Source organism: Halodesulfurarchaeum sp., from assembly GCF_036626455.1.
GTDB lineage: Archaea > Halobacteriota > Halobacteria > Halobacteriales > Halobacteriaceae > Halodesulfurarchaeum.
On the sequence record NZ_JAZKRK010000009.1, the window covers coordinates 22,743 to 47,671 of the forward strand.

Here is a 24,929-nt window from a genome sequence, read left to right on the forward strand (position 1 = left end):
GACGAACCTAACTACCCTGATCAAAACATCCCAGACGTGATCGCGACGTACGCGACCGCGAACTGGATCGCGTTATAGGTCCCATGAACTAGGGCGGGCACGACCACGTTTTCCGTCCGCTCGTACACGATTCCCAGCACGAGCGAGATTCCGAAGAGTTGGAGAAGCGTGGCGAAGACGGCGGGTGGTGGTCCCGTCGCGTAGGCTGGGAGGTGAATCGCCGCGAACACCGCCGTCCCGACGACGACGGCTGCGGGCCGAGAGAATCCGTCATAGAGGTGTTTCTGGACGATGTTTCTGGAGAGCAACTCCTCGCCAGGCCCGATCACGAGGAAGGACAAGGGGACGAAGGCCAACAGGACCAGCGGGGCGTCACGAGCCTGTTCGACCAACCCGTGTTCTGCCGAGGGAATGCCCAGAAATGCGGTGATAGCCCCAGTGAGGGCGAGGATTGCGAACATTGAGGCCGTCCCCCCGATCATGTACAGCCACCCGCGACGGCTTGGTGCAGCGATATCGAGAAACCCCCAACTCCGATCGGTCCACAAAAGGTAGCCGACAGCGACCACAGCGAGGCCCACACTGAAGGCGACCGTTCCGGCTCCATTTGTCGCGATTGTACCGCTGTTCGGGAGGAGCAGGAACACCGCCGTCGAGAACAGGAATCCCACCAACAAACCTGTGACTCCGATGAACAGCCCCGCAGTGGCGTATTGGCCGCGTCGGAGGAGCGCCCGCCGGTCTTGCCCGAGGTAATCCGCGGTGGCCACACCCAGCCCGATCAGTCCCAGAACGAACGCCAATGGGACACCGAGCCCGACTCCACTCCCTGTCATTGCTGATGGATGGAGCGTTGTGACCCCTGCGGTCACGGCCACACCGCCCGCTCCGATTCCAGCGAGCACGCTGAACCGGCGATCAGTGGCTCCGTAGCGACGGGCAGCAAACCCCAGGAGGGCCACGAGTCCAAAGATGACCCCAGGAGCGCTTTCGAGTGGCCCGACGGCGACGAGGTTCGTCCACGGGAGCAATCCACTCCCGAGCGAGAGACCGGCCAGGACGAACCCGACAGCCGGAACGAATTCCCGATTCCGCCCGTTCATCCGGGATCACCATCGTCGGGTTCGGGGTCCGCGGCCACGACGAGGTCGCCCGTTTCGTCGAGGGTTTGCTCCCCCCGCAGGAGGGATCTGGCCGTCTCCTTGCCCCATTCGACGGCCGGCTGAGTGAACGTCTCCACGTCGGCCAGTTCGCCAGCCATGATACAGGCTGCCTCCATTGTGTAGAGGAGTTCGCCGATCCCTTCTGCGTCAAGGGAATCGATTTCGATCCGGATGGTCGGCAGGCCGGCTTTACGCAGGCTCGCCTCGGTCGCTTCGAATTCAGCGTCCATGAGCGTCCGAAGGTCGCGGCCGCCGAGATAGGAAAGTGCGTCGAGTTCGGTCTCCGGAATGGGGACTGACAGGCGTTCACGTGGGCGGACGAGGGTAACCACTTTGTCCGTCGGACCGGCCCGGTAGAGTTGTAATTGGGAGTGCTGATCAGTCACGCCGAGGGCCCGAGCGGGTGTCTGACCCCGTCCGTCTTTCCCGAGACTCTCAGCCCAGAGTTGCGAAAACCACTCGGCAAAGGGTTCCAGTACTTCCGCGTAGGGCATCATCGCTGCGATAGATGCTCCCCGTTCTTCGAGTGCGTACATTGTCGTGCCGTAGGCATAGGCCGGTGACTCGAACAGCGAGTCGGAGAGGCTTTCCGCAGCGGTTTGGCCGCCTTCGAGGATCGCATCGAGATCCAGCCCTTCGAAGGCCGCCGCCACGAGGCCGACCGCTGAGAGTGCCGAAAACCGGCCGGGAACGCCCGTTGGAACCTCGAGAACGGGCAGGTCGTGCCGTTCGGAAAGCGTTCGAAGCGGTCCCGACTGGCCGGTCGTGACTATGGTCCGGTCCGTCCAGTCAACCCCTGCATCGGTCAGTGCGTCTCTGACAACGAGGAAGTTCGCGAGTGTCTCGGCCGTGGTGCCGGACCGTGAGACCACGTTCACTGCGGTAGTGGAAAGATCCAGGTCGGCCAGGAGTGTCCTGGTCTGGGCCGGATCGACATTGTCGAGAAATCGTGTATCTCCGTCTCCATCGAGGGCGCTCGTGATCGTCGCGGCCCCGAGGGCACTGCCCCCGATACCAATGGTTACGAGTGTTTCGGCCGGTCGAATCGCGTCGACGGCAGCCTCGATCGGGCCTGTCTCGGTATTCTTGGGAAGGTTCAGGGCGGCATAGCCGTGTTCGGACCGTTCCCGCCCGGCTTCAATGCGGGCTGCGGCCGCCGCCACGCGCTCGTCGAGAGCCTCAAGGTCCGAGCGCGGGACCCCGATCGCACTCGCCTCGGCGAGGGCGTTTCCGAGATGTACGTGCATGTCTCCGGTGAGGGACGCGGGGCCTAAGGCGTTTTCCGGTTCTGATTCGGCTCAGTTGGTTTTGGGGCTTACCGATTCCCCAAGCGCGACTTGAACGTCTCTGTAACGTGTCCGGCCCATCGCTGTCCCCCCAGGCCGACGATAAGAGCCCCGACGCCGTCGAACAGGAGGTCCAGAACCGTATCTGTGAGCCCGTACTGGACGAGAAGGGGTTGTTGGCCGATCCAGCGGGCGAACATCCGCCCGACGAACTCGAGGACCTCCCAAAGGACCCCGGCGGCCATCGTGAAAAGAAAGACGTACAGGAAGAGGAAATCAGGGGGCAGCGAGATATGGGGCGAGTGCGCGTCAAGGGCCCGTGCGACGGCATACCCGAAACTGGCCAGGAGCGCCGCTGAAAGGGTGTGTGTCAGGTGGTCCCACCACCAGATCGTCTCGTAGGGACCAGCCATGCCAAGGGTGTGCAGGAGGACTGCGATCGCGATCCACAGGATGATTGCCCGGCTAAATGTAATCCCCCCAATCCGGTCCAGGATGTCGGGGACCACGGTCGTCGCGAGGCCGAGCAGCCCGTTGACGAACAGCACGAGATCACCGACGAACAGTGCATACCCAACAAGGACTCCGATGAGGGTCTGTATGCCCCAAATCCCGATTCGGATGAGCACTGCCACAGGCCGAATTACACGGGACGGGTGATAACTGTCTTTTCTGACCTACGAATGACGACAGTTATTTATCTCCTTCTGGTCTATCCTCCGGTACGATGATGGCCACCACCCATGTATTCGTTGGCATTGCGATCGCCGCTGGGGTCTCAGTGGCCGTCCCTGAGATCGGTCTTCTGGCGGTGTTCGCCGCAGGTGTCGGAGGCTTCTTCCCGGACCTGGATCTGTACGCTGGGCACAGGCAGACGCTCCATTACCCCGTCTATTTCGTGTTGCTCTCGGTCCCTGCAGTGTTGATGGCCGTGATACTTGCCACGCCAGTTGTATGGGCTTTTACTCTTTTCCTCGTTGCCGCCGCGGTGCATTCGATCATGGACGCCGCAGGTGGGGGACTGGAACTCCGCCCCTGGCGTGGGAACTCGGACCGGGCCGTGTACAGCCATTACCACGACCGGTGGCTGCGGCCTCGACGGTTCGTTCGATACGATGGTGCACCGGAGGATCTCGCTCTCGGTGGGCTCATGGCGATTCCTCCCCTCGTCGCGTTTGACAGGCCTGTGGCGCTGGCAATCTGGGCGCTGCTCTCGCTTTCGGTCGTTTATACGGCCATCCGGAAACCCATGGTGGCCGTTGCGGAGTGGCTCTTCGAGCGGGTGCCACCGGGGGTTCGCACCCGCCTGCCGGAACGGTTCCTCGAGGACTCAGTCTAACCGAAGATACGAAGCCTTAACCACCGCGCCCACTCACAGCCCGACATGCCGCAGTTCGAGGTCCAGGAGGTCGATTATAGCCGGTACTCGAACCGCCAGCTCATGGCCGTCCCGCTGGCGGTGCTTCTCGTCGCCCTGTTGATAATCGGCGGGATGTGGGTTCTTACCGGTTCCCCGGCCAATCTGGGCGTTGATTTTTCGAGTGGATCGGAACTGACCGTCGACACGGAACTCTCTTCGGCCGAAGTAGCTGAGGCGTTTGACGAACCGGTCGTCTCCGTGCAAGGGATCGAGGGGGGAAACTACGTGGTGACCTTCGACACCGCGAACGTGGAAAACGTGCGTAATACCGCTCACGACATCGAGGAGATCACCGTGCTCGGGAGTGGGAATACCTCCCCGATCTTCGGTGACGAGAACAAGCGGTGGGCGCTCATCGGAATCGCAATCGCCTTTACGGGAATGAGTATCCTCGCCTTTGTTCTCTTTCGGACGTTCATTCCGAGTCTGGCCATCGTGCTCTCGGCGTTTTCGGACATGATCGTCCCGATCGCGGTGTTCAATCTCTTGGGGCTCAAACTCTCGTTGGGGACTGTTGCAGCGCTCTTGATGCTTATTGGCTATTCGGTCGACTCGGACATCCTCTTGACCAACCACGTCCTTAGACGCTCCGGGGGTTTCTACGAATCGACGTATCGGGCGATGGAAACTGGTGTCACCATGACGGTGACATCCATCGCAGCCATGGCCGTGATGGGCATCTCGGCGACGTTCTTCGGGATCGAACTCATGGCTTCGATCGGATTGATTCTGGTCATCGGGCTCACGACTGACCTCGTCAATACCTACATGTTCAACGTCTCACTGCTTCGCTGGTACAAGTACGAGGGGGTGGCGCGATGATAGACATTCGTTCCAACTGGCGTCTCGTCCTGTTGGCTGTATTGATCGTGCTTGCATCGGTCGCGCTGTTCGTTCCGGGTGCACCGGCCGGCAGTGCCGATTCTGGTGAGGCGAGCCAGGCAGCTTCGTCGACGAACCTGCAGTACGGCATTCAACTGAGTGGCGGGACTCGGATTCGCGCTCCGCCAGTCGGGATAACTGCCGAGGAGGTACAGGTCTCAAGAGAGGACGAAACGGCACTCGGCCAGTCGCTCGCGAACCGACTCGATATCGACGGCATCGACGTCCAAGTGTCGAACCAGACGAACGCCGTCGAGGTGTTCACGAAGTCGGTTTCTCAGGATGAGCTCCGTGCGGCCTTAGAAGCTGAGGGCTATGACCCGGGTGAGATACGGACCGGTGTAACCGAGGAAACCCTCGATGAGATGGTCGAGAGCGTCAACCGCAAGCTGTCAGAATCCGCGTTGAGTTCCGGCTCGGTTCAGAAGGTTACGCTCGGTGGGCGGCAGATCATCAGTATCACAGCTCCGGATCGGGACCGGGAGCAACTGGTACGCATTCTTGAGGACCGAGGTGTCGTCCGGATGTATGCCGTCACTGAGGGAGCAAACGGCACGACCATCCGGACACAAATGTTGAGCCAAGAGGACTTCACCAACATCGGCACGGCCCGCGTGGTTGATCAGGAAGCCGGTGTTCCGGTGAGTATTGTTGATGAGAGAGCAGGCCAGTTCGCCGACGAAATGGTCGAACTTGGATTCGGAGACGGTTCGACCTGTGAAGCCGGTCGTGAAACTCACGAGTCCCTCGAGACGGTCGGGGGCGATTGTTGGGTTGCAACGCTCGACGGCGAGCCAGTGTTTGTCGGGGGCGTCACGCCGGGTCTTGGTGAAGACTTACGAAGCGGGGACTTCGAGAAAGATCCAACCTTCCGGATGACGACCGGGGATATCGGAACGGCCCGGGACTTGGAACTGGATCTGAAGGCCGGCCGACTCGCGGCCCCACTCGACTTCGAAAACAGTGAAAGCCGGACCCTGTCACCGGCCCTGGCCGACCGGTTCAAAACGAATTCCCTGATCGTCGGGATTCTGGCTGTCATCGCAGTGAGTCTGGTCGTCTACTGGCGGTACCGCCGGCCCGAGGTAGCTGCCCCGATGGTCGTTACCGCAATGTCCGAGGTGTATCTCCTCCTGGGCTTTGTTGCGTTCGTCCAGTACCCACTCAACCTCTCGCACATTGCGGGATTCATCGCGGTCATCGGAACCGGGGTGGACGACCTGATAATCATCGCCGACGAGATTCTCCAGCAAGGGGACGTCGCGACCGGTCGGGTCTTCCAGAGCCGGTTCCGGAAGGCCTTCTGGGTGATTGGCGCGGCCGCAGCGACCACTATCGTCGCCATGAGCCCGCTTACGGTGCTCGCGCTGGGTGATCTCTCCGGCTTCGCGATCATCACGATTGTAGGGGTCCTGATCGGGGTCTTCATCACTCGACCCGCGTACGGAGACATCCTGCGAAACCTCGTGCTGGCCCGCCACCGGGACTAAGTCTTAGAACTCTTCGAGGCCACTTTGGGCCGCCTCAGCGAGAATATCACGACTCGTTTGCCAGGAGCGACGCGCACACGCGGGCAGTTCACTGGTTTTTTCGACGTAGTTCCGAAGGAAGTGTCGGGTCCGTTCGTCACTCGGATAGCCGCTCCCGATTGGGGCGTCGTACTCAGCGTCGAGTCTTTCGACGTGAGCGTCCCGGGTGACTTTGGCGATGATACTTGCCGCACTCACGAGCGGGTAGCGTTCGTCAGCTCCGTGTTCGGCATGAATCGTCAGGTCGGCCTCGACTCGGGCGTTCACCCGCCGGCCGAACCGGTCGGCATCGACGTCGCCTGCATCGACATACCCGGTCTCACCGGCGATCTCGACCGCCTCAAGGGCGTTGGCTTGTGCGGCGACCGTCAACTCGTTCATGTCCGTCTCGGGGTCGTCGATCTCGCTGACAGGGATCTCCGCGAGGCCGATGGAGACACCTGAGTCCCCTCTGAGTTGGGTCGCGAATGTGTCCCGACGCTCCGCGGGCAGCGTTTTCGAATCCGCGATGGCTCCAGGAAGGGCATCGGGATCGGCGACGACGGCGGCCGCAAACATCGAGCCGAGGACCGGACCTTTCCCCGCCTCGTCGACCCCGAATGGCATACCTGTGTCATCGGCGACTCGATTGTTAGGCGTTTCGACAGGCCTCAGGCTGGGGGCTCTCTGAAGTACTCCTCGTCTTCGAAGGGCTCATCCTCGCCTTCCACTGTTAGGACGTCCAGTGTATCGATATGGCAATCGATTCCGAGTTCACCAGCCAGGCTCGGTGTCGTCCGTCCATTGTCCGAACTCACGAGCTCTTTCACGTAGAGCCCACCCTCTCCGTGAATTTCGATGGTTGCCTCGGTCGGGGTCTCGAGACTGCCGGAGATGTCATAGACTGTCCGCGTCCGCACTTTCGACGCGCGGCGATGGTCAACTCTTGTGGGTGTTTCCTGCTCGACTGTCGTCCCGTCAATGGCGTCCAGGGACGATTCGAGGGTCGATTCGTCGATCGACTCGTCGAATGCCACGGTCGCTCGATAGGTCTTTGACGCGGGCAGGCGTTTGACCCGTTCGACCATCTCGTAGGTCACGAGATGCAGGTCTTCGACCTCGGCTTTCTCGTCGCCGAACTCGTTGACCGACTCCTCAAGTGCCTCCATGTCTGGGAAGCGTTCGCGGGGTGCTTCGACCTCGACGACGAAGGGCCGACCCGTCCCCAGCATCAGGGCGTCGATGTCTTCGCGCCCAGCGCCGTGGAAGGTTGAATTGGTGCCTGCCATCGCCTCCTGGATCGGGGGCGCAGTCAACTGTTCGACCGATTCGGGATACTGATAGCCCGATCCATCACAGTAGACACAGGGCTCGCCGGCGCGAGTACCCGACCCGCCACACTCCCGGCAGGGCCACTCGGTTTGCGGGATGCCCCGCTCGAGCTTTCGATACCGGCCATAGACAAAGGCGGAGTTCACCGTGGCTTCGACGGTATCTTCGGCGACGTCGATGAGCAGTTGGACGTCCGGCCGCTCGAAATCCACTTCGCCGCCGGTCGCCATCCCGACTCGTTTCCCGACTTCTCGATTCATCTCGGAGTTGAACCATTCGCCGGCATCCTCCGGGAGGTCGGCTAGCTCGCGGAGCAGCGTCTCGTTTTCCTCGATCAGCGGGGAGGCTCGGGATCCGACTTGATACGTTTCGAACGTAACCTCTCCGATGGCCTCGATTGCACGCTCGGCCCAGTCGTCGAAGGTGGCGGTTTCGCCGTCACAGACCCAGCAGTCGTCCGGTTCCTCGAACGGCTCGTCGGCGTCGAGCGCAGCGGAGATCCGGAGCCCGCGGCCACGGGCCTCGTTCGTCAGGCCGTGGCTCAAATGGGCAAAGGGTCGACCGAGACAGGCGTCACAGATCGGGCCAGCCTCGAGGACCGCCGCCGCGTCGTGAAGGAGACTCATGTCCCCTTCTATCCCGGGGAGCGGTTCGTATGCTTCGGTCCCTGGGTCGTCAGTCGACCAGTCGAACTATCGGCCGTTACTGACAGAATAGCCACTTCTTTGTGACCGCCGAGCCCGATGCACCTGTATGGCCCTCCACGCAGTCGATGACCTTTCGGACGCCTACCGGGCGACCCGGTCGTTTCTCCTCCCCGTCGAGTGGGGACGCTGGCTCCGGCTGGCGCTTTTGTCCCTGTTCGTTGCAGGTAGCAGCGGCGGCGGAGCGCCGACCAGTGGCTTTCAGGGACCGTTGAGTTCGAGTCCCGAGCCCACGCCCGGCGATGGGACAGAACTCGGTCCCGCACTTGACCACCTCACAGCCACGCTTTCCGACAACCTGGTGTTCATCCTCGGCATCATCACAATCGGGTTCCTCGTCGTCCTCGCTCTGCAATGGCTCGCGGCGACCTTTGAGTTCACGTTCTTGGAGTCGCTGCGGACTGATGCCGTTCATGTACGGGACTACACGAGCGCGAACACCGGTCCAGGGACGCGGCTCTTTGCTTTCCGCGTTCTCTTTGGGCTGGCCACACTCCTGGTGTTTGGCGGGTTGCTCTTGCTCGTTCTCGGACCGATTCTGACCGGGGTTTCACCGGCGGGCCCGCTCCTGCTTCTGGTCTTCCTGATCCCCGTCTTCATCGTCCTGGGAATCGTCGCTTCGATTGTCTACGTCCTCACGACGGCCTTCGTGGCCCCGATCATGCTCCTGGAGGACCGTGGGCTCCTCTCGGCCTGGAAGCGGTTCTGGGGCGTTTTCAAGTCGGCCTGGACGGACTTTTTGGTGTATCTCCTCGTCGGTCTCTTCCTCATGATCGCCATCGGAATCATTGTGGGCATCGTCATGGCGGTCATCGGAGTCGCAATCGCGCTGCCGGTGATCGTGGTGCTCCTCGCCTTGGGTCCGCTCTGGGCGGCGGTGGTCGCGATCCCCGCAGCCCTTTTGGCAATTGTGGCGTGGGCGCTGGTTCAGGTCCCAGTCCAGACCTACCTCCGGCACTGGAGCCTGCTGGTCCTCGGCGACGTCGAGCCCGAACTCGACCTCATTCCCGACCGCCGGGCCGAGATTCGAGGCGAAACGACTTCCTAAGCGGGCCTCGTTGGTCGGATATGCGCCGATTTATCGTCCTCGGGCATACTGCCCCCACAGACCCCGATTTCAGTCTCGACGACCTGGCGGGTGCCGCGGGTCGGCTGGACGTGCTTGCACGGTGTGTCAACTCGGCGTTTTTCCTCTCGCACGGACTTCGGGAGTCGGTGCGGGTGTTTCTGGTCCTCTCGGATACGGTCACGATCCGACTCGAAGGAGTGGAATTACGCTATATGAACCCCGACGAGCGGAACATCGCCGGCTTGCTGCGTCAGGCTCTGGATTCCCGGGCGGAGGCGATCGGGCACAGCGAGGTCGAGTCCACGCCGGGAATATACGTCTCCAATCGCGGGTTCGAGGACGTGCTCAAAGCCACCGCCCGTGAGGGGGCGATCATCCAACTTCACGAGGAGGGCACCCCGCTGGCAGACGTCGAACCGCCGGAGAACCCCGCCTTCGTGCTCTCGGATCACCAGGACTTCACGACTGCTGAACACGACCTTCTCGAGGAATACACCACAAAACGGGTGAGCGTCGGTCCGAAAGCCCTGCACGCTGATCACGTGATCTCGGTCGTGCACAACTACCTGGACACGGAGGGCTATTCGATCTGAGTGCTCGGTTTCGAAACGTTAAACCCGTGTCATCCCATCTTTTCGCCTGCGGGCCGGTGGGGTAGCTTGGTATCCTTCGGCCTTCGGGTGGCCGTAACCGCGATTCAAATTCGCGCCGGCCCACTTACACCCACCTTTTACTTCGCGACGGAGCAACCGCTCCGTCGCTCGCAAAAGCTGGATCAAACGTGGTGGTTGGCTGGATTTGGCGGTTTCGGGTGGCCGTAATCTCGTTCTCGCGAGGGGGGTGGGACCGAAGGTCCCGTTGGCAGACGGCGCTGCGCGCCGGCGACGAAGCGATCGGGGGGAAAGGCCAGCAAACTGTCCCCTCTTGGGACCTCAGCGTTCGCGGTGGTCGGTGGGACAGCCGCTCTGAGCGGAAAAATGACTGAGAGTGACAGAGAACCAAACCGCAAATCACGCGAAGACGGATGTCTTAGTTTTAGGGGGTCCAGTTCGTTAGAAATGGCTTCAATCCCGTCCGCATCTATATAGTTCACTATTCACACACATGGGGCCCGGGAGTGGTACCCCCCGCTCATACCACTACATATCAATATTATAATAGTTCTTGTACCACCCACCCTGAGACGTATGTGATGGTTCAGGACTCAACCGGACGGTCGGGCATTGTTTCGCGGCGAAAATTCCTCGTCGGCGCTGGCGCGGCCGGTATTGCCGGGCTCGCCGGGTGTAGCAGTAACGGAGGCGACGAGAGTAATGGCGAATCCGACGGCGGCTCGAACGGCGGCGAAGCCCTCTCCGGAGAAATCCGCATTTCGGGTAGTAGTACGGTGTACCCGGTCGCCCAGGAGGTTAGTCGGCTTTTCAAGGAAGAAAACGACGGTGTGAATTTCAACCTCACCCGGGACGGCAGCGGCGGCGGGTTTGAGAACGTGTACATCCCCGGCGACAGCGACATTAACAACGCGAGCCGCCCGATCAAAGACGAAGAGCTTCAGCGCTGCCGCGACAACGGCCACGAGCCGGTCGAGTTCTTGATCGCGCAGGACGCGCTCACCGTCGTCGTCAATAACGACGCGGACTGGCTCGACTCGATATCGCTGGAGGACCTCCAGACTATCTGGTCGCCGGACACCCAGCCCGAAACATGGTCAGACGTCAACTCGGACTGGCCGGACGAGCCGTTTGACCTCTACGGTCCGGCGAGCACGTCGGGCACCTACGATTACTTCATCGGAAGGGTCGTTGGAGAGACCGAATCGGATCAGGAGATCCGCGACGACTTCGAGGGAACTGAGGAGGACGACCTGATCGCACAGGGCATCGCCGGGAACGAGTTTGCGTTCGGTTACCTCCCCTTCGCGTACTACGTGAATAACCCGGACACGGTCAAAGCGCTCAGCCTCAGCGAGGACGGCAGCGACCCGGTTCCACCAAGCCTTGAAGGCGCAAAGAGCGGCAACTATCCTCTCGCCCGTCCGCTGTTCTTCTACGCGAACCAAAACAAGCTCCAGGAGAAAAACCACCTCCAGGAGTTCATCCGCTTCTACATCAACGAGGCCGACGAGGACTACGTCGCCGAGGACATCGGCTACGTCCCGAGCAGCGCTCAGATGGTTGAGGACAACCTCGCGAACCTCGAGGCGGGCATCGCTGGCGAGTACGAATACAGTGGCTAACGGACAGGGAGTTCTGGCATAGCCATCGTGACTAACCCTTTAGTAATATATGAGCAACGAACCGAATCCGGCATCTGACCCCATCCAGCGGAACGGGTTTATCGTGCGGAAGGAACGCCTGTATGGCCGACTAATCGCGGCAAGTGCCGTGCTTACGATCCTCGTCACCGTCGGTATCATCCTGTCGCTTTCCGGACAAGCGCTCACGTTCTGGACGGAGGTCTCGCCGATCGCCTTTTTCACCGGCACGGACTGGAGCCCCATTATCGGCGGCAGTTACGGCGTACTGCCGCTCGTGAGTGGGACGCTGATTGTCACCATCGGCTCGGCAATCATCGCGTTGCCCGTTGGGTTGGCAGCCGCGATCTATTTGAGCGAATACGCGAGCGCCCGCCTACGTTCCATACTGAAACCGGCCATCGAGATTCTCGCTGGCGTTCCCACAGTCATCTACGGATACATGGCACTCGTCTATGTAACCCCGCTGATCGATGGCGTGCTCCCGCTGTCAGTCCCGCTCATTCCAGCCGGTCTTCCGCTCCTTCCGGAGTTTACCTTGGTGTTCCCGTCCCTTCGGACATTCAACGCGCTTTCAGCAAGTATCGTCGTTGGTATCATGATCATCCCGATGGTTTCCTCGATCAGCGAAGATGCGCTCAGTGCGGTCCCGGACAGCCTTCGGGAAGCCGCCTACGGGCTCGGATCGACGAAATTAGACGTCTCGACGAAGATCGTCGTCCCGGCTGCCACCTCGGGCATCGTCGCCTCCTATGTGCTGGCGCTTTCCCGAGCAATCGGGGAAACAATGGCGGTAACCATGGCCATGGGAATGAGTTCACAGATGCCGTATTTCCCGGAACTTCTCAAGAATCTTGCCGAGTCGAGTCAGACGATGACCGCGGCAATGGTCCAGATCGCGAGCGCGGACTCCCTCGGCGGGGTCACCTACGAGGCGATGTTCGCCATCGGCATGACACTGTTCGCAATTACCCTCACGATGAACGTGCTGGCTGAACTCGTTCGACGTCGCTTCAGGGAGGCCTACGACTAATGGCCCTCGAACAAGACAGCGGGGACCAACTCCGCGACGCGAGCGGCACACGGCTCCGACGGCTCAAAGGCCGCCTCTTCGAAGTGGCGCTCTTGGGAGCGACACTCGTCGGAATCCTCTCGTTGGTCGTCCTCTTCGGCTACATCTCGTTTGACGCGTTTCAACCGCTGACGGCATCCATACGGTGGTATCTCCTCTACTTCGGGACGGTCGTCACGCCGACGGCCGGGTTCACGTGGTACGCGCGACGGCATCCGGCCGTTCGAACCGCGAACGCGAAGGCCTACGCCGTCATGTTCGGTGCCTTGACTGTCACACTCGCCATGTACGTGATCGCGGACTCGGTCAGTCCGTACGACGTGCTCATCTACTTGCTGTTCGGAACCGTTCCACCGCTGGTGGTTTCCATATATGCGCATGTGACGAATGAACGGACCTATACTGGCCCCCTGATGCCGATAGCGGCCGGGGTCGGACTCGCGGTCGCCGCCCTCTTCTACGGCGTCTTCCGTCCCTTCATGGGGATCCTGGCGCAATGGATCGCGTATTTCGGAATCACGACCCTCCCCGTGGCCGGAATTCTCGGCATAGTGGTCACACGTCGTTGGTCGCCGCGGCGTGGGGTAATCACCGCGACAGCCGTACTTCTCGGCACGGTCCTGGTCGCAGGCGGGTTACTCGGTGTTGGTATCGACCCCTCGTTCTGGATCGTGGTCTTCTCCGCGTTCGTGGTCCCGGTGGGCTACGTCCTCGGCTCGACGGTTCTCACGGAGCCAGCGGGTCGAATCGGCGTGCTCGGCCCGTTCGTCCTGGTCGGGGGCGTGCTCGTGGGCGCGACCCTCGAACGACAGCTCGGGATACAGGGCCTCGAAAGTTTCCTAACTCCCGCACTCCTCCTGAACTCCTGGGACGGGTTGCACGCGAGTAACGCCGGCGTCTATCCCCAGATCGTCGGCTCGATCGTCGTCGTCGGGTTCATGGCGCTTCTCGCCTTCCCCGTCGGCATCAGTGCGGCCGTCTACCTCGAGGAGTACGCCCCGAAATCGGGCTGGGGCGGTTGGCTGGCCACGCTCCTCGAAGTCAACATCGCAAACCTTGCTGGCGTCCCCTCGGTCGTCTACGGCCTTTTGGGGCTGGCTCTGTTCCGGAACACGTTCGGATTCGGAACCGGAATCGTCGTCTCCGCCTCCGGGACACTTGGACTCCTCATCCTTCCGATCGTGGTTGTCTCCGCACAGGAGGCGATCCGCTCCGTTCCCGATTCCCTCAGGGAGGCTTCCTACGGCATGGGCGCCAGCCGCTGGCAGACCCTCCGAAACGTCGTCTTTCCCGAGGCGATTCCGGGCATTCTCACGGGGACGATTCTCGCACTGGCCCGAGCGATCGGTGAGACAGCCCCGCTCGTGATTATTGCCGTGGCCACGACGACCTACACGCCGCCGGAAGGTCTCTTCTCGTCGGCGACCGCGCTCCCGCTCCAGATTTTCGCGGCCAGAAGTAACGTCGATCCGTCGTTCAGACACGGGATTGTTCCGGCGACCGCCGTGGTGTTGTTGGTGCTGATGTTGGTGATGAACGCGACGGCCGTCGCCGTCCGGAACCGGTACGAACAGGATATATGATTGAAGTGATATGAGTATGACACAAAACGATTCGCCGACGATAGAAACGACAGTTCGAACCACCGAGGAGCAAGCGACAGACCGCTCCCAGCCGACCGGAAGACCGGTCATCGAAGCCCGCAACCTGAGTGTTCACTACGGCGACGAACAGGCCCTCCAGAACGTGACAATGAAAATTCCGGACCGACAGGTCACGGCGATTATCGGCCCATCTGGCTGTGGGAAATCCACGTTTCTCCGGAGCATCAATCGGATGAACGACCTCGTTGATGCGGCGAGTGTAGACGGTGACCTGCTGCTAGACGGAACGAATGTGTACGAGGACGATATCGATCCGGTAGCACTCCGGCGACGTATCGGGATGGTGTTCCAGCACCCGAACCCCTTCCCGAAGAGCATCTACGACAACGTCGCCTACGGGCTACGAATCCAGGGCAGTACGGACGATCTCGACGAGCGGGTGGAACAGGCACTCAAACGGGCGGCACTCTGGGACGAAGTCAATGATCAACTGGAGAAGAGCGCGTTAGCCCTCTCGGGTGGGCAACAACAACGCCTGTGTATCGCCAGAGCGATCGCCGTCGATCCTGAGGTCCTCCTGATGGACGAGCCAGCATCGGCACTCGACCCGATTGCGACCGCGAAAATCGAGGATCTCATCGCGGAACTCGCCGAGGAGTACACGGTTGTCACCGTTACCCACAACATGCAACAGGCCGCACGGATTTCGGATCGAACGGCGGTCTTCCTGACTGGGGGAAAACTCGTCGAGTACGACGACACGGAGACCGTGTTCGAAAATCCGGCACACGATCGTGTCGAGGACTACATTACCGGGAAGTTCGGGTGATCTCGATGGCACGTGAAACCTTCCAGACGGCATTGGCCGACCTCCGGGCGGCAGTTCTGGACATGGGTGAACTTGTCGTGAAACGACTGAAAACGGCGCTTGCGGCCTTTGAAGCTGACGATGAGGAAACGGCGCGTCGGGTGCTTCAAACTGACGACCAGGTCAATCAGCGGTATCTCGAACTCGAATCCAGATGTATCGACCTGTTCGCACTGGAACAGCCCGTTGCGAGCGATCTGCGACTCGTCGCGGCCTCCTTTAAGATCATCACCGACCTCGAACGGGTCGGGGACCTGGCGGCGAACCTGGCCCAATACACGCTCTCTCGGACGGCCATTCTCCCGGCGGTGGGGATTCCCGAGATCGGTCGAGAAGCTATCGATATGCTTGAAGACGCGCTTGTGGCCTACGACGACCGCGTCGCGGAGGCCTGTCGGGTCGTCACGTCCCGTGACGACGACCTTGATGCCAAATGTGAGCAGGCGAGTTCGCAACTCGTTCGGAACCTCATCGAACGGGACCCGATCGCCGCGACCGGAAATCTCGAGACGCTTATCGAGGACGTCGAAAGTGTGCTCTTGACGATTCGGGACCTGGAACGAATCGGTGACCACGCAGTCAACGTCGCAGGACGAACGCTGTACGTCCTCGAGGGAGACCCGGAACTGGTGTACTGAAAATGTGTGAGGAGCGATGGTCTGGGGAGGATCGATCGAATGAACGCACACGAGGTGGGTCTCGGTTCGAATTGCTCCGCCCGGCCCCACCCCAGGCAGGCCCCCCGTGGGGTGAGGAGATGGGATCGACGGAAGAACGCACACAGTAAGCATGGAACGGCGACGCATCCAAGAGGTCGGTGGCGGAACCGTCACCGTGTCACCCCCCGCCCCGTGGGCAAAGGAGCATAACGTTTCGGCGGGCACCGAAGTCCGCTTGTACCCGCACTTCGACGGCTCGCTCGTACTCAGGGTGTCCGAGCCCCAAGAACGCGTCTCCGGGACCATCGAACTGGGAGACGAAGATCCCGAGACCGTGGCCGACCTCGTGCAGGCCGCCGTTGGAACTGGCTACAAACGAGTTGCGGTAACCGTGACGGAGTCGTTTTCTGCCGCCCACTACCGAGCCGTTCTCGAGGCCGTCGGCGAACTCGCCGGCGTCGGTATCGTCGACGAGTCGACGGATCAGCTCGTGATCGCGGAACGGCTGGATACCGGCGAGATCTCGGTTCGACAATCGATGCTTCACCTCCAGTATGGCGTCGATTCGATCCACGAACGGACCCTCGGGCTTCTCAAAACCGGCTCGGGAGTCATCGAACCGATCGTCGATCCCAACGAGGAGATCGACCGACGGGTCCGACAGCTCGACCGGCTCTTTACGCGTGCCTTGAGGATCCCGAAACCATGGACGCGCTCAGCTCATCCCGAACCGATTATACCACTATGTCCGTATCGCCGGCCTTCTCCAACGGGCGGGGAATCAGCTCCACGAGCTGGCAACCATACTGTCAGGGCTCGATCCGAAGCTCGATGACCGAGACCGATTGCACCCGCTCCTTGAGGACGCAGGGCTGGCCATTGGTGACAGTGTCGAAGCCGCCGTAAGCCAGTCCTCGATCGAAACGGCTCGGGCAGTCCTTGCGGAGAGTTCGACTGTCCAAGACCGGGTGTCGGAGTTTGGCTCGGAACTGGCGGACGGGACGGGAAAACCATGCAGTGGACAATCCATAGATACGTAAGCAACATCGCCAGGTGTGGCACTCAGATTGCCACGACTGCCCTCCGAATGAAATTTGCCGATCGAAACGGGAGCGGTCGTCTCATGGGGGCCGAGGGAAGACAAGAAAAACCCAGCCGGGCGTCTTCAAGTGAGAGCATCATGACCGCACCCCCTCAGGAGGGAGCCGACGATGAGTAACGGCATGCATACTACCAGGGGATATTCATCCGAGTTTGTGCAGATATCGATACTGGTGCCGAATATTTCTTAGAACCGAAACCGTTACTCAGGGTTTTCGACCAAAAAAACCAGCGAGACTGAGCACTCCTGAACGTCCCCACCAGATACCCTGAAAAAGTGCTCTTGATGCGTGCCTTACATTGAGCAGGACGCTACATCGTCACCTTCGTAGGGTCCTACGTACAGTGCACACCAATCACAGGGGTGTATTTTCCCTGCGACCTTGAGACAGGCCCCATAGCCATCTCCGTCTTCATCAGGCACATATTCTTCGCAATTTCCACAATACTGGTCGCTTTCTGGCGTATGCTGATAATTGACCGCGTCGGCGTCTTTTTGTTGAACGAGGTCCGGGTCTCGCTCCTCCCCTTCGAAAGCAACTGCAGTCGCCTCAACATCTGGTACAGTACCGTCGTCCGGATGAGGGACTTCGTGATTTGGCTCCGCTTCCCCGGTATCCCCATTACCGCCACCACTACATCCAGCCAGTGTTGCAATCGCTGCTGCGCCGGTGTACTTGATGTATGTTCGTCGATTGGTTCGGTTTTCTTGTGACATATGTCACCATACACCTAACACTTCAAAAAACCTTTTGGGGAGGTGGTAAGGCTCATGTCGGCAAATACAAGATTTGTTTCTAACCGGAATCACCTTCGAAACGCGATTTCACATCCGATTGTCTCTTGGCCGAATCATCCCGGGTACCGTCCACCGCTGTGGTGGTATCCAGCACTCGCGCTTCGGCTTCGGGACCTGCAATGTTCTGGTCGGAAATCGGGAATCGCCGCCGCACGCGACGATGTTAAACTTCCGGGCCCCAAACCCACGCTCATGTCGTCGGAGACGCCTGCGGAGTTGCCCTCCCCCGAAGCCTTCCAGTCTGTTTTCCGGGTCTACGAGGTGCAGCAGGACGAGGATGACACCCATTATTACGGCGACCCGCTGGTCGATCAGCAGCAACTCCTCGAGACGGTCTGGCCGGAGTTCCGAAACGCCGGCTACGAGGTCAGGCTGGACCGGAAACTCGGGGAGTACGTGCTCATCGCCCAGCCCCGTGAAACTGGGGAAGACGGAATCCCGTGGATGAACATCGTCCTGGCCGTGGCGACCACCCTCTCGACGCTGTTCGTGGGAGCGCAATGGTATTATGTGCAGAACCCTCTCTCGCTCGAACTCCTGAAAGCGCTCCCGTTCACGCTGGCGGTGATGGGTGTTCTTGGCACCCACGAACTCGGCCACTACGTCCTGAGCCGCTATCACGACGTCCCTGCATCGTTGCCCTATTTCATCCCCTTCCCGACGATCATCGGAACGATGGGCGCTGTCATCCGAATCCGGGGGCGAATACCGGATCGCCGGGCGCTTTTCGATATCGGCGTGGCGGGGCCGCTTGCCGGACTCGTCGCCACGGTGGTCGTGACCGTCATCGGCCTCACGCTCCCGCCGGTCGCGGTTCCGGATTGGGTGATGGCTGCAGAGTCGACCGTCGAAATCCAGTTCAACTACCCCTTGTTGTTGACGGGAATTGCGACGCTGCTTGGCGAACCCCTCTCATACGGGGACCCATCGCTCGTGGTTAATCCGGTCGTGATCGGTGGCTGGGTGGGGATGTTCATCACGTTCCTAAATCTCATTCCGGTGGGACAACTGGATGGCGGGCACATCCTGCGAGCGATTGCTGGCCCCGCTCAGGAGCGGATCGCACCGCTCATTCCACTGTCACTCTTCTCCCTCGCGGCCGGACTCTACCTGTTCACGGACGCCGGCCAAATGGTCGGTGTCTGGATCCTTTGGGGGGTCTTGACCATCTTAGCCACCTTCATGGGCTCCGCGGCGCCGATCGCGGAGGGCACACTGGACAGCCGACGTCGGCTGCTTGGAATCTTCACGTTCGTACTCGGACTGCTTTGTTTCACTCCGATTCCGATCGAAGTCGCCGGGCTGTAACACGAACTGGTTGGCTGACCCAGTCGAACCGACTATTCATCGCCGTGGGTGTACCCCTCGTCTGCCAGTGGCTCCCCGTCGAGTTCGATCCCAGCAGTTGACTCCTCGACCGTGCCCACGGCCGTGAGCGGTACGGCGAGGATGTCCCTGGCGGCCTCGAGTTGGTGCTCCGGCATCGTGCAAACGAGTTCGAAATCTCCGCCATAGGTGATCGCCACGTCGAGTTCGGTTGTACTGCGTCCAAGATACCGCCCCAGGTCCGCTGCGATTGGGACCGCCGAGCCGTCAATCGAGACCCCCACGTCACTGGCGGCGCCGAGTTGGTGGAGCGATCTCGCTAACCCATCGCTCGAATCGATCATGGCGGTTGCGTACTCGGCCAGCGCACTTCCCGCTTTGACCCGGGGTGTAAACTGGAACAGGTCGTTGCCCTGGCGGATCGCTCCGGCTTCGAGGGCCCGGACGCCTGCTGCTCCGCGCCCAAGCGTCCCGGTCACACAGACGATATCGCCGGGTCTGGCCCCGTCTCGGTACACCGGGTCCGGTGCCCGGCCGATTGCAGCGGTGGCCACCGTGAACTCAGCATGCTGGTCGAGATCGCCCCCGACATAGGCCGCATCGACGAGGGTGGAGACGTCTTTGGCCCCCTGAACAAACTCCTCGAGTTGTTCGTCGCCGAAATCCGGGGCCCCGAGCGCGGCGACGGTTGCGGTTGCCTCACCCCCCATCGCGGCGACGTCGGAAAGCGAAACGCCGACCGACCGCCAGCCGGCGGTGTATCGAGTCGTTCCTGGCGGGAAATCCGTCGAATCGTGGAGCATGTCGATTGTGAGGGCCGTGTCCTCGACGATCGCTGCGTCGTCGCCGGCCGAGTCGGTGAGCTCCCCAATGAGTGACAATGCCGCCTGCTCGTCCATGTCCGTTTGTGAATCGGCAGTTCAAAAAACGAATCGGTCGGGGAGACCCGGCTCGGGTGCCTAACGAATGCTTTAAACGGCGGCATCGAGAATTCGCGGGCATGGCAACTCTCTACGACGCCCCCGCGGACGAGCTCATCGAGGCGCTCGCCGCGGACCTTTCCGACCGACTCGAGGAGCCGGACTGGGCCTCCCACACGAAAACCGGCGCAAGCCGCGAACTGCCACCCGAACAGGACGACTTTTGGGCCACCCGGGCTGCGAGTCTGCTCCGGAAAGTCGCGATGAACGCCCCCATCGGCGTCGAGAAGCTCTCGACGGCGTACGGCGGCACCAGGGACGGGTCGAACCGCTACGAGGTCGCCCCCAGCAAGCGCAGCGACGGGTCCCAGAAAATCCTTCGCGAGATCCTGCAGGACCTCGAGGAGGAGGGCCTGATCATGACTCGCAACGGAGAGGGCCGCGACATCACCCCCGACGGACAGCAACTCCTCGACGAGACTGCCGGAGAGGTCATCGAGTCTCTCGATGACCCGGCGCTCGAGCGCTACGCCTAATCGCTGCACTCTCCTTTCCTGGAAATCGGGGCGTTACGAATCGATAACGGACAGTTCCTCGCGAAGGTTTATCCCGGATAACAGGCCCACGTCGGGCCATGTCCTGACCGCTGACCCGGATCGGATCGCGGGTGTGCGACGACCCGATCCGGGACCGTCCTGTCGCCTGTTCGCCCTGTACTTCCCTACGTGCCGTGTTCCCAACTGGCCAGATACTCCCGCTGAATGTCGGTGAGTTCGTCGATCTCGATCCCTTCGGCCCGGAGCTTGATCTCCGCGACCTCCCGGTCGAGTTCGTCCGGTACCTCGTGAACGCCGGCCCCGTAGGCCTCGCCATTTGTCACAAGCTCTCGCACCGAAACTGCCTGGATCCCGAAGCTCTGGTCCATGACCTCAACCGGGTGCCCAAGGGACACCGGACTCGCCAGGTTCACCAGCCGACCCTCGGCGAGAACGTTGATCCGTCGGCCGTCTTCGAGGGTGTATTCCCGGATCCCGTCCCTGACTTCGGTTTCTCCAACCGCCACCTCGGAGAGCCCCTCGAGATCGATCTCGATGTCGAAGTGGCCGGCGTTGGCGAGGATGGCGCCGTCTTGCATCTGCTCGACGTGATCCGGCGTGATGACGTCCCGGTTCCCTGTCACCGTGATGAACACGTCGCCTTTTGCGGACGCCTCGGCCATCGGGAGCACTTCGTAGCCTTCCATGTGGGCTTCGAGTGCCTGTCGCGGGTCGATCTCAGTGACGACTACTGAGGCGTTCTGGCCTGCTGCCTTCTTCGCGACCCCACGGCCACACTGGCCGTACCCCGCGACAACGACCGTCTTGCCCGCCCACGAGAGGTTTGTCGTCATCGCGATGCTGGAAAGTGAGGCCTCACCCGTGCCATGGACGTTGTCGAAGAGCCGCTTCATCGGCGTGTCGTTCACGGCGAATACCGGGTACTCCAGCGCGCCGTCGGCGTCCATCGAGCGGAGCCGATGCACGCCGGTGGTCGTCTCCTCGGAGCCGCCGATGATCGAGTCGATCAGGTCGGGATGTTCCTGGTGAATTCGGAAGACTAGATCGCCACCGTCGTCGACTGTCACATCTGGCTCCTGGGCGATGACGGCTTCGATGGCGTCGTAATACCCCGCCTCGTCGACCCCGTGTTCGGCATACGAGGTGATCGCGTCGTGGTCGTCCAGCGCGGCGCTCACGTCGTCATGAGTCGAAAGTGGGTTACACCCGGTGATGGCGATCTCCGCCCCGCCAGCAGCCAGGGCTTCGACGAGAGCCGCAGTCTTTGCCTCCACGTGGAGGGCCATGCCGATGGTGTAGCCATCGAACGGTTGATCGGCTTCGAAATCCGCTCGCAACGACTGGACGATCGGCATATGTTCGAACGCCCAGTCGATTTTCGATCGGCCGTCTTCGACCTGACCCTCGACGTCCGAGAGCCGGTCGCTGATCGGGGATGCTGTCATGCTCGAATGGAGGGCCAGCACGCTTTAAACGGTATCGGACCCGGTCAGGCCCGCTCGGCCAATCGCGCGGCCCGTTCCTCTGCGCCTTCTCGCACGGCTGTTTCGTCAAGCACCGACACCTCACGATCAGTCATGAGGGGCTGGCCGTCCACTATCGTGTGGCGGACATCGCTGCCTGTGGCTGCATAGACCAGGTGAGATGGGTATTTGTGAACTGGCGTCAGGCGCGGGTCCTGGAAATCGACCACGATCAAGTCGGCCGCTGCGCCTGCCTCGATGCGACCGCCAGGGAGCCCGAGCGCTCGGGCACCACCCTCGGTGGCCATCCGAATGACCGCTTCGGCAGGGACTGCACTGGCATCATCCGCCGCCAGTTTTCCGAGCAGTGCCGCGTCCCGCATCTCGCCGAACATGTCCATATCGTTGTTCGATGCGGCCCCGTCCGTTCCAAGCGCCAGCGGGACTCCAGCTGCTCCCAACCGCTCGACCTGGGCCATTCCGGAGGCGAGTTTCATGTTCGAGGCGGGACAATGAACGACTGACGGGGTGCGTTCGGCCAGCAGTTCCACCTCCGCCTCATCCAGATGGACGCCATGGGCGAGGAAATCTTGGGATTCGAGGAGCCCCTGTTCGGCGGCGTACTCCAGCGGCCGGAGGCCGTGCTCCTCGACAATCGGCTCGACTTCGGCTTCGGTCTCGTTCGCGTGGATGTGAAGTGGAATATCGAGGTCACGTGCGGCTTCGACCGTGTTCCGAAGCGCATCTTCGTTTACAGTGGTGAGTGAATGCGGTGAGAGCGCCGGGCGGATCCGGTCGGGAGCTGTTTTCTTTGTCCGGCGAGCGAACTCGATTCCTTCTCCGACGTCGGCTTCGGCGTCCGCGTCGTCCTTGCCGACGGTCACGATGCCATGGGAAAGCCGGGCGCGGAGCCCCGCCTGGTTGACCGCTGTGACGACCTCGTCCATGTGGAAATACATGTCCGCGAAGGCGGTGGTGCCAGAGCGGATCATTTCGAGGAGCGCCAGCTCGGTTCCTGCCCGCACGTCTTCGGGTTCGAGTGCGGCCTCGGCCGGCCAGATGTCCTCTTTGAGCCAATCGTCGAGTGGTTTGTCGTCGGCGTAGCCCCGGAGCAGCGTCATCGCGGCATGGGTATGGGCGTTCACCAGGCCAGGCATGACGAGCCCGCCTGCGGCAGAGAGGGTCCGGTCACCAGTCAATCCCTGCCCGACGGCCCGTATCTCGCCCTGCGATCGATCGACGAGCACATCTGCCTGAGAAACCGATCCGTCGGGGTGGAGGACGTGCCCGTCGGTCAGTGCGATAGTCGACATGGCCGCCGGTTCGGGTTGGGCTGCCCTGAATCTGCCGTTTGCCCACTTCCGCGCCCTGGCTGCAAGCCGATGGAAACGCAAATACGCGCGCCCCGTCTACGGACCAGCAATGCGTATTGCGATACCGAACAAAGGTCGACTCCACGAACCAGCAGTCGATCTCCTCGACCGGGCGGGTATCCACATCGTCGACGGCGAGGACCGACAGTTGTACGCCGATACAGTCGATCCCGACATCACGGTCCTGTTCGCTCGGGCGGCCGACATCCCCGAGTACATCGCCGACGGCGCGGCCGATCTTGGCATTACTGGGTTCGATCAGGCCCAGGAGGCTGACTGTGACGTCGTCGAACCGCTCCTCGATCTCGAATTCGGTCAGTGTCGGATCGTCGTCGCCGCTCCCGAGAACGGCGAAATCACTGAGATATCGGATCTTGACGGCAAGACCGTGGCGACGGAGTTCCCACACATTACCGAACAACACTTCGAGGCGGCCGGTGTCGACGCCGAGATCGTCGAGGTCTCGGGTGCGACCGAACTCACCCCCCACGTCGAAATGGCGGATGGGATCGTCGACATCACGAGTACGGGGACCACGTTGGCGGTCAACCGTCTCGGCGTCATCGATGAAGTCCTGGAGAGCTCCGCGCACCTCTTCGCCCACGAGGATGTTTCAAACGACCGCAAAACCTCCGAGATCGATCGGGCTCTCGAATCCGTGTTGTCGGCGGAGGGCCGTCGCTACATTATGCTCAACGCCCCGGAATCCAACCTGGACCGGATCAAAGAAGTGATTCCCGGGATGGGCGGTCCAACCGTGATGGACATCGCGGGAACCGACCAAGTCGCCGTGCATGCGGTGGTGCGCGACGATGAAGTGTTCAGGTCAGTCACAAAGCTGAAGGCCGAAGGCGCGACCGACATCCTCGTGACCGAAATCGAACGGTTAGTCGAGTAGCGATCGGGACCAGCGTTATTCAAGCAGGCCGAGTTCTTCGAGTCGCGAGACGATCTTGTCGACGGCGTGTTCGGCGTCCTTGGGGCGTTTACCGCCCGTGATCACGAGTTTCCCACTGCCAAAGAGCAGCGCGACGACCTCCGGCTCGTCGAGGCGATAGACCAGACCGGGGAACTGCTCGGGCTCGTACTCGATGTTCTCCAGGCCCAGCCCGATGGCGATGGCGTTGAGGTTGAGCTGGCGGCCCAGATCCGCGCTGGTGACGATGTTCTGGACGACGATTTCGGGATCGTCCTCGACCTGAATGGAGAGATCGCGAAGCTTGTCGAAAACGATGTGGAGACTTTCGTGGACGTCGTCCGTGCTTTTCGCGCCGGTACAGACGATCTTCCCGGAGCGGAAGATGAGTGCGGCGGATTTTGGTTCCTGGGTCCGGTAGACCAGACCGGGGAACTGCTCAGGATCGTAATCCGCCCCTTCGAGATCCATGGCGACCGACTGGAGATCGAGCTCCTGCCCGATCCCGGTCGACGCGACCACGTTCTCGATGTTGATGGTTTCCTTGGGATCAGTCATATGCGTTTTAAGGCTTGTATTTAAACCTTATAAATATTTGCAGTGCATGGGGAGTATGCCTGTTTGTTGATTGGTCGGCAGACTATTGTTTGCTA

General features: G+C 61.2%; 25 protein-coding genes and 1 tRNA gene. 16 read left to right on the forward strand and 10 right to left on the reverse strand.

What is annotated here, in order from left to right; translation table 11 throughout:
* Positions 1–20 precede the first annotated feature (20 nt).
* From V5A26_RS04575 to V5A26_RS04585, 3 genes are all read right to left on the reverse strand, one after another.
* Positions 21–1,103 (reverse strand): CPBP family intramembrane glutamic endopeptidase, encoded by a 1,083-nt coding sequence (locus tag V5A26_RS04575; protein ID WP_332322240.1) that lies wholly within the window; start codon positions 1,101–1,103, stop codon positions 21–23.
* Positions 1,100–2,410: a glucose-6-phosphate isomerase gene (locus tag V5A26_RS04580; protein WP_332321315.1), complete on the reverse strand. Its 1,311-nt coding sequence runs from the start codon at positions 2,408–2,410 to the stop codon at positions 1,100–1,102. The genes V5A26_RS04575 and V5A26_RS04580 overlap by 4 nt, the downstream gene beginning before the upstream one ends.
* A gap of 68 nt (positions 2,411–2,478) precedes the next feature.
* On the reverse strand, positions 2,479–3,084 hold the full coding sequence (locus tag V5A26_RS04585; protein ID WP_332321316.1) for a hypothetical protein: 606 nt from the start codon (positions 3,082–3,084) through the stop codon (positions 2,479–2,481).
* A 92-nt stretch (positions 3,085–3,176) separates the two neighbouring features.
* Here V5A26_RS04585 and V5A26_RS04590 point away from each other — a divergent pair, with 92 nt between their 5' ends.
* Genes V5A26_RS04590 through V5A26_RS04600 form a run of 3 tightly spaced genes read left to right on the forward strand, consistent with a single transcriptional unit; the run spans position 3,177 to position 6,241 of the window.
* Positions 3,177–3,788: a metal-dependent hydrolase gene (locus V5A26_RS04590; RefSeq protein ID WP_332321317.1), complete on the forward strand. Its 612-nt coding sequence runs from the start codon at positions 3,177–3,179 to the stop codon at positions 3,786–3,788.
* Between the two features lie 45 nt (positions 3,789–3,833).
* Positions 3,834–4,691, forward strand: a complete 858-nt coding sequence (gene secF / locus V5A26_RS04595; protein ID WP_332321318.1) for a protein translocase subunit SecF — start codon at positions 3,834–3,836, stop codon at positions 4,689–4,691.
* On the forward strand, positions 4,688–6,241 hold the full coding sequence (locus V5A26_RS04600; protein WP_332321319.1) for a preprotein translocase subunit SecD: 1,554 nt from the start codon (positions 4,688–4,690) through the stop codon (positions 6,239–6,241). The genes secF and V5A26_RS04600 overlap by 4 nt, the downstream gene beginning before the upstream one ends.
* Positions 6,242–6,244: 3 nt before the next feature.
* Here the strand turns inward: V5A26_RS04600 and rnhB are convergent, their stop codons facing one another.
* Positions 6,245–6,886 (reverse strand): ribonuclease HII, encoded by a 642-nt coding sequence (rnhB, locus tag V5A26_RS04605; protein ID WP_332321320.1) that lies wholly within the window; start codon positions 6,884–6,886, stop codon positions 6,245–6,247.
* 44 nt (positions 6,887–6,930) lie between these two features.
* A complete protein-coding gene (locus V5A26_RS04610; RefSeq protein ID WP_332321321.1) occupies positions 6,931–8,217 on the reverse strand; it encodes a tRNA pseudouridine(54/55) synthase Pus10 in 1,287 nt (428 codons plus the stop codon).
* Between the two features lie 127 nt (positions 8,218–8,344).
* On the opposite strand from V5A26_RS04610, the gene V5A26_RS04615 reads away from it, so the two are divergent.
* The 10 genes from V5A26_RS04615 to V5A26_RS04660 all read left to right on the forward strand — a co-directional run bounded on the left by V5A26_RS04615 (position 8,345) and on the right by V5A26_RS04660 (position 16,861).
* Positions 8,345–9,343, forward strand: coding sequence for a DUF7544 domain-containing protein (locus tag V5A26_RS04615; RefSeq protein ID WP_332321322.1), 999 nt, complete (start codon positions 8,345–8,347; stop codon positions 9,341–9,343).
* A 20-nt stretch (positions 9,344–9,363) separates the two neighbouring features.
* Positions 9,364–9,957 (forward strand): tRNA (pseudouridine(54)-N(1))-methyltransferase TrmY, encoded by a 594-nt coding sequence (trmY, locus tag V5A26_RS04620; RefSeq protein ID WP_332321323.1) that lies wholly within the window; start codon positions 9,364–9,366, stop codon positions 9,955–9,957.
* 50 nt (positions 9,958–10,007) lie between these two features.
* Positions 10,008–10,080, forward strand: a tRNA-Pro gene (locus V5A26_RS04625).
* 476 nt (positions 10,081–10,556) lie between these two features.
* Positions 10,557–11,600, forward strand: a complete 1,044-nt coding sequence (locus V5A26_RS04630) for a PstS family phosphate ABC transporter substrate-binding protein (protein ID WP_332321324.1) — start codon at positions 10,557–10,559, stop codon at positions 11,598–11,600.
* A 49-nt stretch (positions 11,601–11,649) separates the two neighbouring features.
* The gene (gene pstC / locus V5A26_RS04635; RefSeq protein ID WP_332321325.1) at positions 11,650–12,651 is read left to right on the forward strand and encodes a phosphate ABC transporter permease subunit PstC; all 1,002 of its coding nucleotides are present in this window, start codon (positions 11,650–11,652) and stop codon (positions 12,649–12,651) included.
* Positions 12,651–14,273, forward strand: coding sequence for a phosphate ABC transporter permease PstA (gene pstA, locus V5A26_RS04640; protein ID WP_332322241.1), 1,623 nt, complete (start codon positions 12,651–12,653; stop codon positions 14,271–14,273). The genes pstC and pstA overlap by 1 nt, the downstream gene beginning before the upstream one ends.
* 16 nt (positions 14,274–14,289) lie before the next feature.
* Positions 14,290–15,123 carry a phosphate ABC transporter ATP-binding protein PstB gene (gene pstB, locus V5A26_RS04645; protein WP_332321350.1) on the forward strand — a complete coding sequence of 278 codons (834 nt, stop codon included), beginning with the start codon at positions 14,290–14,292 and terminating at the stop codon, positions 15,121–15,123.
* 5 nt (positions 15,124–15,128) lie between these two features.
* Positions 15,129–15,800, forward strand: coding sequence for a phosphate signaling complex protein PhoU (phoU, locus tag V5A26_RS04650; protein WP_332321327.1), 672 nt, complete (start codon positions 15,129–15,131; stop codon positions 15,798–15,800).
* Between the two features lie 151 nt (positions 15,801–15,951).
* The gene (locus tag V5A26_RS04655; protein WP_332321328.1) at positions 15,952–16,656 is read left to right on the forward strand and encodes a hypothetical protein; all 705 of its coding nucleotides are present in this window, start codon (positions 15,952–15,954) and stop codon (positions 16,654–16,656) included.
* 10 nt (positions 16,657–16,666) lie between these two features.
* Complete coding sequence (locus V5A26_RS04660; RefSeq protein WP_332321329.1) at positions 16,667–16,861, forward strand: hypothetical protein; 195 nt, start codon at positions 16,667–16,669, stop codon at positions 16,859–16,861.
* A 356-nt stretch (positions 16,862–17,217) separates the two neighbouring features.
* Here V5A26_RS04660 and V5A26_RS04665 read toward each other — a convergent pair whose 3' ends face one another.
* Positions 17,218–17,640 (reverse strand): hypothetical protein, encoded by a 423-nt coding sequence (locus tag V5A26_RS04665; RefSeq protein ID WP_332321330.1) that lies wholly within the window; start codon positions 17,638–17,640, stop codon positions 17,218–17,220.
* 273 nt (positions 17,641–17,913) lie between these two features.
* Here V5A26_RS04665 and V5A26_RS04670 point away from each other — a divergent pair, with 273 nt between their 5' ends.
* Positions 17,914–19,029, forward strand: a complete 1,116-nt coding sequence (locus tag V5A26_RS04670) for a site-2 protease family protein (RefSeq protein ID WP_332321331.1) — start codon at positions 17,914–17,916, stop codon at positions 19,027–19,029.
* Between the two features lie 32 nt (positions 19,030–19,061).
* On the opposite strand, the gene thiL is transcribed toward V5A26_RS04670, so the two are convergent.
* Entirely contained in the window at positions 19,062–19,946 is an 885-nt protein-coding gene (gene thiL / locus V5A26_RS04675; RefSeq protein ID WP_332321332.1) for a thiamine-phosphate kinase, read from the reverse strand.
* A gap of 101 nt (positions 19,947–20,047) precedes the next feature.
* Between thiL and V5A26_RS04680 the strand changes: the two genes are divergently transcribed.
* Positions 20,048–20,503 carry a 30S ribosomal protein S19e gene (locus tag V5A26_RS04680; protein WP_332321333.1) on the forward strand — a complete coding sequence of 152 codons (456 nt, stop codon included), beginning with the start codon at positions 20,048–20,050 and terminating at the stop codon, positions 20,501–20,503.
* Positions 20,504–20,688: 185 nt separating this feature from the next.
* On the opposite strand, the gene V5A26_RS04685 is transcribed toward V5A26_RS04680, so the two are convergent.
* Together V5A26_RS04685 and V5A26_RS04690 are read right to left on the reverse strand one after the other, a co-directional pair.
* Entirely contained in the window at positions 20,689–21,969 is a 1,281-nt protein-coding gene (locus V5A26_RS04685; protein WP_332321334.1) for an adenosylhomocysteinase, read from the reverse strand.
* 44 nt (positions 21,970–22,013) lie between these two features.
* Positions 22,014–23,300, reverse strand: a complete 1,287-nt coding sequence (locus V5A26_RS04690; RefSeq protein ID WP_332321335.1) for an amidohydrolase — start codon at positions 23,298–23,300, stop codon at positions 22,014–22,016.
* A gap of 109 nt (positions 23,301–23,409) precedes the next feature.
* On the opposite strand from V5A26_RS04690, the gene hisG reads away from it, so the two are divergent.
* Positions 23,410–24,258 (forward strand): ATP phosphoribosyltransferase, encoded by an 849-nt coding sequence (hisG, locus tag V5A26_RS04695; RefSeq protein WP_332321336.1) that lies wholly within the window; start codon positions 23,410–23,412, stop codon positions 24,256–24,258.
* A gap of 15 nt (positions 24,259–24,273) precedes the next feature.
* Here the strand turns inward: hisG and V5A26_RS04700 are convergent, their stop codons facing one another.
* Positions 24,274–24,834, reverse strand: a complete 561-nt coding sequence (locus tag V5A26_RS04700) for a TATA-box-binding protein (protein WP_332321337.1) — start codon at positions 24,832–24,834, stop codon at positions 24,274–24,276.
* Between the last annotated feature and the right edge of the window lie 95 nt (positions 24,835–24,929).